At 62.6% G+C, this 15,191-nt stretch carries 11 protein-coding genes; 2 read left to right on the top strand and 9 right to left on the bottom strand.

Annotation, left to right across the window (positions count from 1 at the left end; genetic code table 11):
• Nucleotides 1–73: 73 nt before the first annotated feature.
• The 3 genes from FPT15_RS10200 to FPT15_RS10190 all read right to left on the bottom strand — a co-directional run bounded on the left by FPT15_RS10200 (nt 74) and on the right by FPT15_RS10190 (nt 4,656).
• Entirely contained in the window at nt 74–1,480 is a 1,407-nt protein-coding gene (locus FPT15_RS10200; protein WP_145160536.1) for a PLP-dependent aminotransferase family protein, read from the bottom strand.
• Nucleotides 1,477–2,910: a hypothetical protein gene (locus FPT15_RS10195; protein ID WP_145160534.1), complete on the bottom strand. Its 1,434-nt coding sequence runs from the start codon at nt 2,908–2,910 to the stop codon at nt 1,477–1,479. The genes FPT15_RS10200 and FPT15_RS10195 overlap by 4 nt, the downstream gene beginning before the upstream one ends.
• A gap of 723 nt (nt 2,911–3,633) precedes the next feature.
• Nucleotides 3,634–4,656, bottom strand: coding sequence for a zinc-dependent alcohol dehydrogenase family protein (locus FPT15_RS10190; RefSeq protein WP_106578091.1), 1,023 nt, complete (start codon nt 4,654–4,656; stop codon nt 3,634–3,636).
• A 247-nt stretch (nt 4,657–4,903) separates the two neighbouring features.
• On the opposite strand from FPT15_RS10190, the gene FPT15_RS10185 reads away from it, so the two are divergent.
• Nucleotides 4,904–5,818 carry a LysR substrate-binding domain-containing protein gene (locus FPT15_RS10185; RefSeq protein WP_028616088.1) on the top strand — a complete coding sequence of 305 codons (915 nt, stop codon included), beginning with the start codon at nt 4,904–4,906 and terminating at the stop codon, nt 5,816–5,818.
• Between the two features lie 17 nt (nt 5,819–5,835).
• Here FPT15_RS10185 and FPT15_RS10180 read toward each other — a convergent pair whose 3' ends face one another.
• Together FPT15_RS10180 and FPT15_RS10175 are read right to left on the bottom strand one after the other, a co-directional pair.
• The gene (locus FPT15_RS10180; RefSeq protein ID WP_145160533.1) at nt 5,836–7,554 is read right to left on the bottom strand and encodes a hydrogenase maturation protein; all 1,719 of its coding nucleotides are present in this window, start codon (nt 7,552–7,554) and stop codon (nt 5,836–5,838) included.
• Nucleotides 7,555–7,716: 162 nt separating this feature from the next.
• The gene (locus tag FPT15_RS10175) at nt 7,717–8,628 is read right to left on the bottom strand and encodes a LysR family transcriptional regulator (protein ID WP_145160531.1); all 912 of its coding nucleotides are present in this window, start codon (nt 8,626–8,628) and stop codon (nt 7,717–7,719) included.
• 141 nt (nt 8,629–8,769) lie between these two features.
• On the opposite strand from FPT15_RS10175, the gene FPT15_RS10170 reads away from it, so the two are divergent.
• Nucleotides 8,770–9,975: an MFS transporter gene (locus tag FPT15_RS10170; RefSeq protein ID WP_145160529.1), complete on the top strand. Its 1,206-nt coding sequence runs from the start codon at nt 8,770–8,772 to the stop codon at nt 9,973–9,975.
• A gap of 117 nt (nt 9,976–10,092) precedes the next feature.
• Here the strand turns inward: FPT15_RS10170 and FPT15_RS10165 are convergent, their stop codons facing one another.
• Genes FPT15_RS10165 through FPT15_RS10150 form a run of 4 tightly spaced genes read right to left on the bottom strand, consistent with a single transcriptional unit; the run spans nt 10,093 to nt 15,161 of the window.
• Nucleotides 10,093–11,319, bottom strand: coding sequence for a RhtX/FptX family siderophore transporter (locus tag FPT15_RS10165; RefSeq protein ID WP_145160528.1), 1,227 nt, complete (start codon nt 11,317–11,319; stop codon nt 10,093–10,095).
• A gap of 13 nt (nt 11,320–11,332) precedes the next feature.
• Nucleotides 11,333–12,820 carry a PepSY domain-containing protein gene (locus FPT15_RS10160; RefSeq protein ID WP_256676413.1) on the bottom strand — a complete coding sequence of 496 codons (1,488 nt, stop codon included), beginning with the start codon at nt 12,818–12,820 and terminating at the stop codon, nt 11,333–11,335.
• Nucleotides 12,817–13,086 carry a hypothetical protein gene (locus tag FPT15_RS10155; RefSeq protein WP_145160526.1) on the bottom strand — a complete coding sequence of 90 codons (270 nt, stop codon included), beginning with the start codon at nt 13,084–13,086 and terminating at the stop codon, nt 12,817–12,819. The genes FPT15_RS10160 and FPT15_RS10155 overlap by 4 nt, the downstream gene beginning before the upstream one ends.
• Nucleotides 13,086–15,161, bottom strand: coding sequence for a TonB-dependent siderophore receptor (locus FPT15_RS10150; RefSeq protein ID WP_218570661.1), 2,076 nt, complete (start codon nt 15,159–15,161; stop codon nt 13,086–13,088). The genes FPT15_RS10155 and FPT15_RS10150 overlap by 1 nt, the downstream gene beginning before the upstream one ends.
• Between the last annotated feature and the right edge of the window lie 30 nt (nt 15,162–15,191).

Below are 15,191 nucleotides of genomic sequence, written 5' to 3'. Positions count from 1 at the left end.
ACGACAGTTTACTGAGAGTTGGACTACTACGCGACGGTATCGATCCTACAAAACTCAGAGAAATTTCACGCATCTAGCCTGTTTGTGCCTGCCGCAGGGCATCAGCCAGTGCCACCAGCGCAACTTCCAGGTTGGGCTGCCCATGAAAGGTATGGCTCAAACGCATGTGCTGATGGTGCAGGCCGCCGACACTGAACAACTCGCCGGGCGCCACCACCACCTGCCGGGCCAGCAAATACTGGAACACCTGGCGCATATCCACTGCCTGGGTCGAACCCAACCAGAAGGTCGCGCCGCCGGCGGGCATCCGATAAGTCACTTGATCGCCCAAATGCTGCTCGAGCAGCTGGCTCATTGCCCCGGCTTGCTCGCGCAGCAACTGACGCAGGGTGCGCAGGTGCTGATCAATCTGCCCGCTCTGATACAGGCGGGCAATCGCGCGTTGACGAATTGACGACAACCGGAACGAGCGCAGCAGAAACTGGCGCTGCAATTGGCTGCTCATGTGCCGGGACAGCACGTAGCCAAACGGCGCTTCTGGGCCGAGAATTTTCTCGAAGGAGGAAAACACCATCAGCCGCTCCGGGTTCACCAGATCGCGCAAGGCCGTGTGGGGTGGTTTGAAACTCAATTCCCCGCACGTATCGTTCTCCAACAGCCAGCACCCATGCTGGTCGAGCAATTGCGCCACCTTGAGGCGATCGCGCAAAGCCATCGCCACGCCGGAGGGCTGGCTGACCGTCGATGACAGCAGCACCAGGCTCACGCGCTCGTCGCGCAGCAGGCCTTCAAGCGACACCAGGTCGAGGCTGCCGTCGTGCGCCCAGGGCAATTCGAGCAGGCGGATGCCGGCATCCTGCAGCAGGCGCAGGATCAGCCAGTCGCAGGGCGACTCGATAATCACCGTAGAACCGGGCAGGCCAAGCACCTCGATGAGGATATCAAGCACCCCGCGCAGGTCGGCACCGATATACACATCGTCGGCGTGCCAGCAGCGCGTCGGCGACGACGTGTAACGCGCCGCCAGCGCCGCGCGCAGCTCCCACACCCCACATGGCTGGGACCAGGGCTGCAAGTGGTGCGGGTACTGGCGCACCAGCTCCCGCTCCAGGCGCAACAGCGTGCTGTCCAGCGAGGCCAACAAGGCAGGCTCATCGCCACTGAGCACGACCATGCCCGGGCGTCGCGCCGCCACATAGAGGCGCTCGAGCAAATCCCCGCTTGGCCACGTCGATGTGCTGCCGGCAAGCGGCCAGGCGTAATAGCCTGACTTGGCCACTGAGTACACCCTTCCCTCTTTCTCCAGCAGCGAGTAAGCGTACTGGATGGTGGAGATGGACACGTTCAGGCGTTGGGATAACTGGCGCAGAGACGGCAGCTTCACCCGGCTATCGCTGCTGACCTCGTCAATCAGGTTGATCATGTAGCGATACACCGCCTGATAGGCGAAATCCGCCTGCCGCACGCCACGCAGGGTCATCGCCCGGACAGCTGCAAGGCCATGTCGGCAGTGGGCGTCGACCGTTCCTGACGACAACCGCGAGCGGTACTGCCAGGGCCGCCCGGCATTGGCCGCTTGCGGTACAGATGCTGGAGCAACGGCAGCGGCAGCCCGCTGGCGTCGGTGACCCATTGCTGCAACATCTCGGCAGCGGGCTTGCCCTGCAGCACTTTGTGCAGTTCCGGCAGCGCCACCAGCATGCCCGAGTGGCACTGGCGCAAATAACCTTCCAGCCGCTCACCGTGGTGGATAAAAGGCGAAAACAGCAGACAGATCAACTGGCCTTCATCCAGGCCGAAAAACCGCTGGGCGTGCTGGGCCGACACGGCACGTCCTTCACGGCTGACAGTTTGGGTGATCAATGCTTCGCACACCTGTCGACGACGCAAGTAATTCGCTGCCTGCAGCATGAACCCTTCGACGCCCGCTTCGTAATCCAGCGCCCTCAGGCTCTCGGCTTGCAGGCCGCGCAGGTGCGCCATCAACATTGGGTTGGCAAAGGTCGGATGACTCAGATGAAAGCCCAATGGGTCCGGGTTATAGGCCATGAACTCGGTGAGCAACGGCGCGCAACCGCGGTCAATGCCATCCAGCAGGTCGGCGATACCGATGTACGCGAGGTGGCGGTGGCCACCCGGGCTGGTGTCGCTCTTCGCCACATAGTGCTCACCGTACAAGTCGCGATAAATGTCGTCACTCCACTGATCCATGCGCCCGAACAGCCCATTGAGCGTCGCGGGCCTGCCCGCAGGAACCTGAACGCCCGCGGCCTGGGCGGTCTTTTTCAGCCAGGCGAGCAACTGGCCCTGCTTGCGCGCGCAATCGCCGCTGACCAATGCATGCACGCCACCGTCCCAGGCGGTGACGCGCTGGTAGAAGTCGCCCAGGGCCAGATAGGTCTCGTTGCACAGTGTTGCGCGAACGTCACCGGAGGACAGATGCCCCATCATCAGCATGTTGCGCTGGCTGACCTCGCGCCCAGTGGCGGAGGCCGGGCGCTGGTGGTTGAAAGGCAGCACCTGATGGTTTTCCACCATCAGCAGTTCAACCCGTGGGTCGTCGTGAAAAAACAACTGGCTGTAGCCGCGGTGAAGCGTGTCGAGCGTGCCTTGGGTCATGCCGCTGTGACGCAAGGTGGCCACCCGCAGCTGGAACGTCCTGGGGGCGCGGCCGGCAATGCTCAATTGCGCGGCACGCAACAGCGCCAGGGTGTAGCTGCTCACCTCACCGCCGCCATGGGCCACCAGCACCTTGTAATCGCCCACCTGCTCCATACCGCCAGCGGCAACGACAATCCGCTGTATCAACAATTGAAGTGCTGTACGTTCTGCACGATTGAAGTGCCCGATGAGCCGTTGCAGTACTTGCTGGTAAACATAATTCATAGCTTGTTCGTGAATAGCGCTCATAGCTCTACTACCTGAGTTGAAATATCAGTTTCAAGCAACTACCGAGACGCACTGCCCGGTCTATTGCATCTGTAAGAAGGGGTGCCCGCGCTACCGTGTTCGCGATAAATAAACACTAGCACTCTGCAATTAATCGACATGGAATATGCACCGGCGCACCGTTGGAGCATCCATTGCGCCAACAGGCCGTGCGTGAGGCGTCCAGGCCGTCAATGCGGCAATCCTAGGAATGCTCCGACGGCCCCCTACACTCATTTATCCTTGAACTAGAAGATGAATCTGACACATAAAAATCTTCTAACTTTGACCTCCGCTGGTTTATCGATTGAGGTTCGCCTGGAAAGTACCCGCATCCTCGGGTCCAGGCAGTTGCTGCATTATCGTGGGTAGTTGCAGGGACTGCCTGCTGGGGTATCAGAGTATCAATCATTACTCGGTCCTTGAGTTGAACGTGAAGACTCAATTATCAGGACTGGAATAATGATTAACAGATACAGAAGCCGGTCGAAAACCAGTTCAGATAATTATCCGTTGCCGCGTAAATAGCGCGCGCACAAAGACGCCGCGCTGAAAATCAGGGCGGCGGCAGGGGCAAAGGTATCGTTTACAGGACCGACAGACGCTCGCGCGTTTCATGCAACGCGCGGGTTAAGCCCTGCTAAATGGCGCATTTGTCTCATACGCCCAGGGCTCGGATGACTCATTTGCGAATATTCCTACACCTCAAACAGCTTCAACCTGCAACGCAACGCGTTCGCGACACGGGCATTCGTCCATATAGCGGTGCGCTTCCACGAACTGATTGAATGGAAACACCGTCGTTTTCAACGGCACCAGTACGCGGTCGGCCGTCAGTTGGTTGATATCACGCAGCGCACGCTGCAAGGCCACCTGGTCCTGAATGATGCCCAGCTCCGGCTTGCCGGTGAAGTTGCCGATGCAATGCACAAAGAACTGAATGTTCTTCTGAAACGCTGCGCACGCCGGAAACGGTGTCTGGTTGCCGCCTTGCAGGCCATACAGCACCAGGCTGCCACGCGGTGCCAGCACGTCACCGAGCAACGACATCTGCGGACCGCCCAAGCCATCGAACACCACGTCAACGCCGCGGTTGTCGGTGAACTTGTTGACCTGCATGAGCAAGTCCTGTTCTTCGGTGACAATCACCTTTTCTGCCCCGAGGGACAGCAGGTACTCACGCTCCGCGCTGTCTTTGGTCGCGGCAATCACCCGCACACCCAGGGCTTTGCCCAGTTGTACGAACGAGGGGCCGGCGCAGTGGCTGGCGTCGGTCACCAGGGCAAACTGGCCGGGTTTGACCCGCGCCAGGTCCACATAGGCAAAGTAGGCAATCAGCAGCGGCGTGTAGTGCACGCTGGCTTCAATCGGGCTCAATACGTCCGGATAACGGGTCAAGGCCGAACGGGGCAGGACGATCTGTTCGCCATACACCGGGTAATCATTGGGGCTCTCGGCCGGAAAACTGGCCACTTTATCGCCCACCGCCAAGTCATCCACGCCGTCGCCGAGGGCTACAACCACCCCGGCCATCTCGTGGCCAAGGCCCGAAGGCAGACGTGCATGGGAAGACGCCAGGTTCTGGCGCCACAAAATGTCATACCAACTGATGCCAATCGCGTCGACACGCACCTGCACTTCGCCCGGTGCGGGCAGCGCGGCTACATGCTCTTCGCACTTGAGCACCTCGGCCGGACCAAACTTGTGAAAACGGATCGTGCGGGACATCGCAAACCTCGTCAAAGTAACCTCTAATGCCATGAACTCTATCTGGGCTTTCCAGGTAAGACCACCGGTCGCCGTTAATAGTCGACATGCCTGCCATTGATTCCGCAACTGAGGAATGGACCCCAGATCTTGTAGGAAAACTCAATTAGCCGGTGCAGAGTACCAGCCTTTCCCCGTAAGATTCATGCCGGTCATTGTTTACATGTGGCCGCTCTCGTCAAGCTCGCTGACTCTTCCAGGACACAAGATGAACCGTAACGACCTGCGTCGTGTCGACCTTAACCTCTTGATCGTATTCGAAACCTTGATGCATGAGCGCAGTGTGACCCGTGCCGCCGAGAAGTTGTTCCTTGGCCAGCCGGCCATCAGTGCGGCGTTGTCGCGCCTGCGCGGGCTGTTCGATGACCCGCTGTTTGTGCGCACCGGGCGCAGCATGGAGCCGTCCGCCCGCGCTGTAGAGATTTTCGCCCTGCTCTCCCCGGCCTTGGACTCGATTTCCACCGCCGTGAGCCGCGCCGCCGAGTTCGACCCGGCCACCAGCACGGCCGTGTTCCGCATCGGTTTGTCGGACGACGTCGAATTCGCCCTGCTCCCCCAGTTGCTCAAACGCCTGCGCGCCGAAGCGCCGGGCATCGTGCTGGTGGTGCGCCGGGTCAATTACATCCTGATGCCGGGTCTGCTGGCCTCCGGCGAAATTTCCATCGGCGTGAGCTACACCGCCGACCTGCCGGCCAACGCCAAGCGCAAGGTCCTGCGCCGCAGCCTGCCGAAACTGCTGCGCGCCGACAGCGTGCCCGGCTCGCTGAGCCTGGATGACTTTTGCGCCCGCCCCCACGCCCTGGTGTCATTCGCCGGCGACCTGAGCGGATTTATTGATGAAGAGCTGGAAAAACTCGACCGCAAACGCCACGTGGTCCTAGCCGTGCCGCAGTTCAACGGCCTGGGCACATTGCTGGCCGGCACCGATATCCTGGCCACCGTGCCGGACTACGCCGCCGAGGCGCTGACCTCAGCGGGCGGTTTGCGCGCAGAAGACCCGCCGTTGCCCGTACGCTCGTTCGAATTGCACATGGCCTGGCGTGGCTCGCAGGACAACGATCCGGGAGAGCGCTGGTTGCGCTCGCGGATTCAGATGTTTTTTGGCGATCCCGACAGCCTCTGATCACAACCTGCAACCCCTCAACCAACCAACGCCACCTTGCGCGCCACTGCCCATGGCGCCATCAGGCGTTGCGGGGTCTGGCACGTCTTGCGTTTGAACACGAAGTTGCGGCACTTCTCGGCGAACTGTTGGCGGTTGTGCACCATATCTTGCTGCATCTGTGCCAGTTCGTGTTCGCGACAGCGTTCCACCTGATCCAGGTCCATCGTTGCCTTGCGCGCGCGCGCCAGCACGTAGTGCTCATCGTCGAGCGCGCGGGTCGCCTGTTGCATGAGCCATAGGCCAAATGCCTGTGGGCACCGTGGGCCGATGGCCTGAACCATGCCGTAGTGCCGGGCCTGGTCGGCACTGATCGGCAGGCATTCTTGCGTGAGTCGCTGCGCCACTTCACTGCCGACGGCACGTGGCAGGCTGTAGGTCCAGTATTCGGAGCCATACAAGCCCATGGTTTTGTAATGCGGGTTGAGCACCACACCCTCACGGGCAAAAACGATGTCGGCCGCCAGCGCCAGCATGACGCCGCCGGCTCCGGCACTGCCGGTCAGGCCGCTGACCACCAACTGCCGGGCCGTGAGCAGCTCCTTGCAAACATCGTCGATGGCCTGGATGTTGGCCCAGGCTTGCAGCCCAGGCACCGTGGCGGCCTGAATCACATTGAGGTGCACGCCGTTGGAAAAGCTGCCACGCCCGCCCTTGATCAACAGCACCTGGGTGTCTCGCGCCTTGGCCCAACGCAATGCAGCCACCAGACGCTGGCATTGCTCGGTGCTCATGGCGCCGTTGTAGAACTCAAACGTCAGTTCGCCGACAGGCCCTGACTCTCGGTAGCGAATCGGTTGATAGGCCTGTTCATTCCACGTTTGGCTGGCGAGGGTGCTGTCCAGCACGGGAATGCCTGCGAGTTTTTCGGCCAGCACGTGACGGGCCGGCAACTTGAAGGTTTCCTCACCGGGCTGGGCTTTGCGTTTGAGCGAGCCGATCCACAGGCTGTGATCGCCGGCCGCCACCAGCACCGCGTCGTCCTGTACCGCAAGAATGTCGCCCGGCGTGCCGTGGCGTGAGTCCAGGTGCGCGTCGTACACGTAATACTGCCCGCCCCTGATGCTCGCCAGCACACCGGGTTGGCCATCGGCGGCGTCGATGTTGCGTTTGATGAAGCGTGCGCAATCGAACCAACTGAAGCTGCGGTCGGCCTGGGTCATGTTGGGCTGCAATCGCCCGATGACGGTGGGCTGCGTGTAATCAAGCGGTGCCGGGACGAAGCCGCGGGCGAATTTTGCCACCACGTCGCGGATGCAATCGATGGCTGCGTCACTGACCAGGCCGTTGTACAGCTCTGATTTGCGCACGTCGGCCGGCATGTCGAATTCACGGGTCGACCAGATCGGCCCGGCGTCCATTTCCTCCACCGCCTGCAGGGCGGTCACGCCCCAGCGGCTGACCTGCCGGGTGATGGCCCAGTCCAGCGCACTGGCGCCGCGGTCGCCGACGATCCCCGGATGGATGATCACGACCGGGCGTTCCGGGTTGCTCCACAGCTGCTGTGGCACACGGTCCTTCAGAAACGGGCAGATCACCACATCGGCGCCTGACGCCTCAACCTGCTCGCACACCGTGGCGGCATCGGTGAACAGCACCACGCTGGGCGCGTGACCCGCCTGGCGCAAGTCCAGCCAGGCGCGCTGGGTCAAACCGTTGAACGCCGACGATAACAACAGGATCTTCAATGACCGCATAGCTGACTCTTCCTTGAGAATACGCGACCCGAGGCACTCATTGAGCCCTCCCTGGCCTTTGATGGAAGCATAAGGTTAGAGGCGCTGCCAGGCAGGTCACCTGATCAGGATCAATCTTGTGTCAGCCAATCGCGCATTCGTGGCCAGCCGCAAAGCCACTGGTCATTCGAGCGCACTCAATCCGGCAATCAGCGCCTCCAGCACCACGCGAACCTTGGGCTGGTTTTGCCGGCTTTTGACCCAGGCCAGGGTGACCTCAAACCCCGGCGTCGCCAGTTGCGGCAGTACCTCGACCAACGCGCCGTCCTGCAACTGCTGCTTGACCAGCCAGGATGGCAACTGGACGATACCGCAGCCCGCCAACGCGGCCATCACCAGCCCTTCGCCATTGCCCACCACCAGCTGCGGCGTGAGTGGCCTGTGCAGCGTGATGCCGTCTTCGCCGGTGTAGCGCCAAGGGCTGATGCGTCCATCCACCCAGCCATAGGCAATGCACTGGTGCTGCTCCAGGTCGCGGTCGGACAACGGCGTGCCATGGCGAGCCAGGTACGCCGGCGATGCACAAAACACGTGCCACTCACGCGTCAGCAGCCGATGCTCCACCGTGTGCGGCCAGGCGTGGCCGTCACCAATGCGCAGTGCAATGTCCACGCCCTCCTTGAACGGGTCGAGATGGCCGTCAGAGAAGGAAATATGCGGCACCACCAACGGGTGCGCCTGCAGCCACGGCAGCAGCACCGGGAGTACCTGCACGCGCCCATATGGGCCTGGCAAGTCGATGCGCACGCGCCCGCGAGGCTCGGTGTTTTCGGCTTGCAGCGACAGCTCGGCGTCTTCCAGATCGGCCAGCACCCCCGTACAGGTACGCAGAAACGCGGCACCGGCATCGGTCAACGCCAACGTGCGCGTGGTCCGCTGGAACAGTCGTGCGCCCAGGCGATTTTCCAGCCTGGCGATGCCTTTACTCACGGCAGACGCCGTCAGGTTCATTTTCTCCGCGGCCGCTGTGAAGCTGCCGTACTGCGCGACGCAGACGAACACATCGATACCCTTCAAGCGCTCGGAGGAAAACATACGCGTGCCTTATTCATGAATTCAGTTCGTGCGTTTTGATAAAAAGCATCCTAAATCAGAATTCAGATCAACAGTAAGCTGCGTCGATCCGGACGAGCGACTTGCCACGCTTGCACCTTATAAATGGACGATGAGGCTCGAATGCTCGCCACGCTTAAAAAATATCCCGCCACCCTCAATCTGCTGCTGTGCGCTTCATTGGTGTTAACCCTCGCCCGGGCCATTACGCTGCCCTACCTGGTGATTTATTTGTCCGGCCACTTTGGCTTGAGCATTGCCGATGTCGGCCTGGTGATCGGCAGCACGCTGATCATCGGCTCACTGCTGAGCCTGTATGGCGGCTTCCTGGTCGATAGCCTGTCTAGTTACCGGCTCATCCTTACGGCCTGCGCCGTCTTCACGGCAGGTTTTCTCGGCGCCTTCATCGCGTCCGGTCTCGGGCTGTTTTATGCGTGCCTGGTGGCAATCAACCTGGCCTATGCGGTCATTGATACCGCGGTGAAAGCCGGGTTTGCCAGCCTGCTCCCACTTGATCAGCGCAGTGAGGTGTTTTCGATCAAGTACACGCTGACCAATATTGGCTACGCCGTCGGGCCGTTCCTCGGTGCCGGCGCGGCCGCGCTGGACATCAGCCTGCCGTTCCTGCTGTCGGCGGGACTGGGAACCGGCTATTTTTTTGTCTACTTCGTGTGGGGCGACAGAGGCCTGGCAACGGCCGAGGCAAGCCGGCAAACCACTCCATTTTTGGCCGTCGGCAAACTGCTGCTGCGCGATTACCGCCTGGTGTGCTTTACCTTGGGCGGGGTGCTGAGCGCGGTGGTCTTCGGCCAGTTCACCGCCTACCTCTCGCAATACCTGATAGTCACCAGCAACCCGCAGACGGCCTACCGCATTATCAGCGCCGTCGTGGCGACCAACGCCCTGATGGTTATCTGCCTGCAATACAGCCTCGGCAAACGGATTACCCACAAGCACCTGAACCTGTGGCTGGCCGCTGGGCTGAGCCTGTTCATCGTCGGGCTGGGCGGTTTTGCGCTGTCGAGCACGCTGACGGTGTGGGTGATCGCCATGGCCATCTTCACCGTGGGTGAAATCATCGTATTCCCGGCTGAATACATGTTTATCGACACCATTGCGCCGAATCACCTGCGAGGCATGTATTACGCCGCGCAAAACCTCAGCAACGTCGGCGCAGCGTTAGGCCCGGTGCTGTGTGGCGTGATGCTGACGACACAACCGGCTCACCACATGTTTTACATGCTGGCGCTGTTCATCATTGCCGGCGGAGCGCTCTACGGATTAGGCGTGCACCTGTCAGTTGAGGCAAAGCCTGATGCGGTGACGTGAGCGCACATTGAGTGCCTGGACAGACTATCAGCGCCGGCAGCCACCGTGACAGCGTCACCGCCAAGGGCAAAACCGGCCCGCCAGCCGCCTGCACCACGCGACGCTCAACCTGGCGCCTCAACCCGCAACGCTCTCCCGCCTACCCTGGCGCGACAGGTTCAACGCCACCAGCAGCGCCAGCACGGCCATGACCATTCCCGCTAGAAACCCGCCGCTATACCCCGCCTGCGCGGTCAAGCCAACCAGCAAGGTCGAGGACAGCATCTCGCCCAAATCCCGCGTGCTTTGCACGGCCGTCATGTCTGTCCCCGCCTGATCGCTTTGGGCGGCGAAGGCCATGGAGGCGGTCATGATCACCACCGAGGTCGCACCGGTGGCAAACGAGCCCAGGCCTACCGCCAGCCAGATCAGCCCGGTTTGCGTGGCGAGCATGCCGGTGGCTTGCAACAGCCAGGTCAACGCAGCCACACCGGCCATGCCGACCGCGAGCATGAACGTCGGCCACAACCCCAGTACACGGATCAGCCAGGCGCCGCCGCCACAACCGAGGACGACAGTGACCATGCCGCCGCTCATGCCCAGTTGGCCGATGGCCTGCAACGACCAGCCGGCGTCGTTCAAGAACAGTTTGGACAAGCCGAAACCGGACACCGAGGTCATCGCTGACAACAGCGCCAGCAGCACCAGCGCCAGCGCTTTCGGGCGCTTGATAAACCGCCACAGCGAAGCATGCGCCACGTCCGGTTGTGTGTCTTTGGCGGGGGCCACGTGCAGCCAGCCGACGCACACCAGGCTCAGTAACGGCACCAGTGCCAGCAGGCTGAACGCCGTGGTTTGCCCCAAAGCCCCGCTGAGCAACAAGGTGCCGGCGCCGCCAACGAAAAAGCCGACCATGGTGCCGCCGACTTGAATGGCGTTGATCCGCGCCAGCATGTTGTCGGTGAAGTACTCGGCGGCCATGCCGTCGGTGGCGATGTCCTGCGTGGCGCTGGCCAGCGAGGCGACAATCAACAGGCCCACGGCCACGCCTGCGGTGGCCACGCTCAGGCCGATGCTTGCCAGGGTGACGATGCACAGCAAGACCAGCACCTGCATCGGTATGATCCAGCTGCGCCGCCGTCCCAGTCGCGGGCTCCAGTGGTTATCCACCTGGGGCGCCCAGATGAATTTGATCACCCACGGCAAGCCCACCAACGGCAGGAAGGCCAGCGCATGGAGTGCAGCGCCGTCATGGCGCAGCAGGGTCGGCAAGGCGTCCATCGCAATGCCGAAGCAAATGCCCTGGGACAGGTACAGCAGTGCGAAGGTCAGCACCATGCGCCAGTGTTTCAACAGTTCCAGCATCACAACTCTCCCATCAGGCAACGTTGGCGTCGGCAGCCCGTGCCGCACGCGTAAAAGAAATCAACCGGCGCACTGCCCACAAGGCACTCGCACCGCACAGCAACAACACCAGGTCGATGGGCCACAGCGGCAGACCGCCCTGCCTCACACTCCCCACCATGTGCACCCCGCCCGCAGCGACAAAGGCCAGGCCCGCCACCGCCAACAAAAGGTGCAGCGGTTGACGGCGCGGCGGCATCACGCACGCCAGCAACAGGCTGGCGAGCCAACTGCCCCAGAACCACCCCGCCAACGCGCCGCTGCCCAGCGCCCCCGCGCACAGCAACACGGCGGTGGCCGTCAGCAACCCGCCGCCACCGCCGACCACCAGGCGCAACAGCACCTGCCAGCCGGCGCCCGCCTTGAGGCGCCTGCGTTCCAGCCACAGGTACAAGCCGCTGAGCACCAGCACCGCCGCCGCCAACGCCATGGCGAAATGCACGGCACGCAGCAGCGGCCCGCCATAGGGCACCCAGCGGTAATCGGCAAAATGCAGCGGCTGCACCGCGATGAACGCCTGCAACCACAGGCCGCGCCCACTGGCACTGCGGGTGCCCACCGCCACGCCGTCAGCGCCTGCGTAGGCATGGCGTTCAAATACCGCGGTGCTGGGCAACCCTTGCTGGATGCCGCTGACTTCAACCCAGGCACCCGGTTCGCCCCAGCGGTGCAAGGCGAGGTTTTGCGCCAAGAACCCGGGATGAGCAGCGGCGTCCTCGCGCAATAGCTGATCGAGATCGACCCGCGCCGCACTTGCCTGCGCGCTGACCTGCGGCGGCGCGCCCAGCAAGTGCATGAAGGCCTGCTGCGGTGCGCCTGGAAACGCCTGCCCGGCCAGGCCCAGCGTGCCGAGCGCGCCAAGGCCCGACAGCGCGCCGGTCACGCCGAACAGCAGCAACCACGGCCCGCACCACCGCCCGATCAGGCTGTGCAGGTCATGGGCAAACACCCGCGCGCCACGGTCCCGGCGCAAGCGCTTGAGGTCTTGCAGACGCCCACTGTGCAACGCGCTGCCGGCCCAGATCATCAGTAGCAACACCACGCCCAGCAGGCTGATCAGCACCCGTCCGGGGAAGCCGATGAACAGGCTTTTGTGCAGATTGAACAGGATGTCGGCCGCATCGCCCGACGCGACCGCACGGCCGTTGGCCGGGTCCAGCGCGACGCTGCAATCGCCAGGCGAAGCGCACAGCTCGACCACCGAGTGGTGGCTGTCGGGCAAACGAATGCGCAATTCGTCCAGCGCCATGCCCTTTTCACGCGCGACCTCCAGCCATTGTTCCACCGCCATCGCCGGCTTATGGCTTAACGCGGAAGGCCCGCGAAACCAGGCGCGCAAGTCTTCATGGGCCATGCTCCAGGCGCCGGTCAGCAGGATGCCAAACAGCACCACGCCAAACACCGCGCCCATCCCGGCATGTACGCGCTGCACCAGCGCCCTCGGGGCTCCCATCAGTTTCATGACCAGGTTCCATCCCATAGCAGCCAGGGCGTAAACAGCAGCAGCCAGGCGCTGGATCGATACACCACACGCGGCCGATCCGGCGCCAGCAGCGACCACAGCAGCACCGTCACCAGAAAGCCCAGCCCCAGGAACACCCCGGCATACAGCCGTTCCAGGCCGTCGCCCCACGGATAATGCCGCGCCAGCAGCACCGCCAGTTGCAGGCTGCTGAGCAGACTGCCGGCCAACGCCAGGCCGATGCGCAACGGCCAGGCGCCGAGCATCAGAACGTACCTCGCAAGGTCATGTTGAGGCTGCGCGGTTCGCCGTAGCGGTTGTTCCAATTGACGTTGGACAGGCTCTGGTAGTACTTGCGATCGGCCAGGTTGTTGCCGTTCACCGCGGCGGTCCAATGCTCGTCGATGCGATAAGCGACGCGCGCGTTGAGCAAGGCATAGCCGCCCTGCTCCAGGGTCACTGCGCCGGATTGCGTGGCGTAATCACTTTGCGCCTGCACGCCGGCGCCGACGCTCCAGCGATGTTCTTGCCACGGCAGTTGGTATTCGGTCCAGACCCGCGCCATGTGGCGCGGGGTGAATTCGGCGTAGCGTTCGCCCGAGGCGTTGTTGGTGTCCTTGAGGTATTCGGTGGTGGTGTAGGTGTAACCAGCGGAGACGTTCCACTCAGGCGTGATGTAGCCGGTGCTTTCCAGCTCGAAGCCCTGGCTGCGCACTTTGCCGCCGCTGATGTAATAGGTGTTCGGCCCGGCGCCGGGGTGTTCGGGATCGACCTGCGGGTTGTTTTCAAGATCGATGCGGAACACCGCCAATGACACATTCAAGCGGCCATCGGCCAACTCGCCCTTGACGCCGGTTTCGTAGGTCTTGCCCTCGACCGGCTTGAGCAGATCGCCGCTCCAGGTTTGCCCGGTTTGCGGCTGGTAGACCTCGGCGTAGCTGGCGTACCACGACCAGTTCTGCGCAAAGTCCCAGATCAGGCCGCCATACGGGGTGATTTCCCGGCCGGGCTTGAAGTGGCTGGTCGGCGCGTCCTGGTCCCACCAATTGGCACGGCCGCCGATCACCAGCGTCAACGGGTCGAGCAGTTTGTAGCGAGTCAGCGCGTAAACGCCTTTGGAGGTGGTGATGGTCGAGCCCGGCGAGGTGTAGGCGCTGATCCCGGGTTTGGGCACGCTGCTCGGGTCCCAGCGATAGACATTCACCGGCACATTCAACGGCGTGGTGAACTGGGCGCTGTGCTGTTCGGTTTCGCCCTGGCTGTAATTGCTGCCCAGCAGCAATTCATGGCTGCGGCCGAACAACGCGTAAGGCCCATCGACCGACGCATCCACGCTCTTCTGAGTGCTGTTGAAGGTATACGCCGCGCCCATCAAGTGCCCGCCATCGCCGGTGAGCGGATCGATGGCGCCGTACGCTCCGGCGTAACGCAGGCTGGAGTCAGCGTCCTGGTATTCGGCGGCGACTTTGGCTTTCCAGTCGTGATCAAGTTGCTGCTCAAGGGCGCCGAACACCCGGCGCGTGGTCCACTTGAAGCGGTCCCAGTCCACGTCCAGGTAGGTGGAGCGCGGCAGGTGCAGGCTGGAACCATCCTTGGCCATCGGCACGCCGGCCATATTGGTCACCTGGTCGATGGTCTGATACTGCGCGCCCAGGGTCAGCAGCGTGTCGGGGCTCAGGTCGAACTCGGTAACACCGTAGAGCAACTGCGTGTCTTGTTTGCCGACGTCGTAGAAGTAGTCGCGGTCTTCATAAGCGGCCACCACTCGGCCACGCACGTTGCCCGATTGCGTCAACGGCCCGCCCACATCGACCTCGCCGCGGTAGCGGTCCCAACTGCCAGCGCTGAGGGTGGTGCTGGCGGTAAATTGCTTTTGCGGGCGTTTGCGCACCAGGTTGACCGTGGCCGCCGGGTTGCCGCTGCCGTGGAGCAGACCGTTGGCGCCGCGCAGGATTTCGACGCGCTCGTACACCGCCATGTCCTGGGGCGAACCGGCGGTTTCACCGAGCATCGCCGGCACACCGTCCAGCTCGAACGCGTTGATCTTGAAGCCACGCACGTAATAGGCAGTCGTCAGCAGCTGGAAGGGTTGCACCGTCACACCGGTGGCTTGCTGCATCACTTCGTCGAGGCTGAACAGGTTCTGCTGCTCGATGCGCTCGTGGTCGATCACGCTCACCGACTGCGGGGTTTCCCGCAGCGTGAGTGGCAGCTTGCCCAGGGTGGTCACGCCCGGCGGGGTCACATCGCCGGAGGTGTCGTCGCCGGCAATCTCGATACTGTCCAACTGCACGGCGGCACGCGCCGGCGCCAGCGGGCTCAGGCCCAGTACCAGCGCGATCCCCACGTGTGCCCCGTTACGCTTGAAGCC

Origin of the sequence: Pseudomonas sp. RGB, from assembly GCF_007713445.1 — a bacterium.
Lineage (GTDB): Bacteria > Pseudomonadota > Gammaproteobacteria > Pseudomonadales > Pseudomonadaceae > Aquipseudomonas.
The sequence above is the reverse complement of the archived record's forward strand: the minus strand, read 5'-3'. Positions and strand labels throughout refer to the sequence as shown.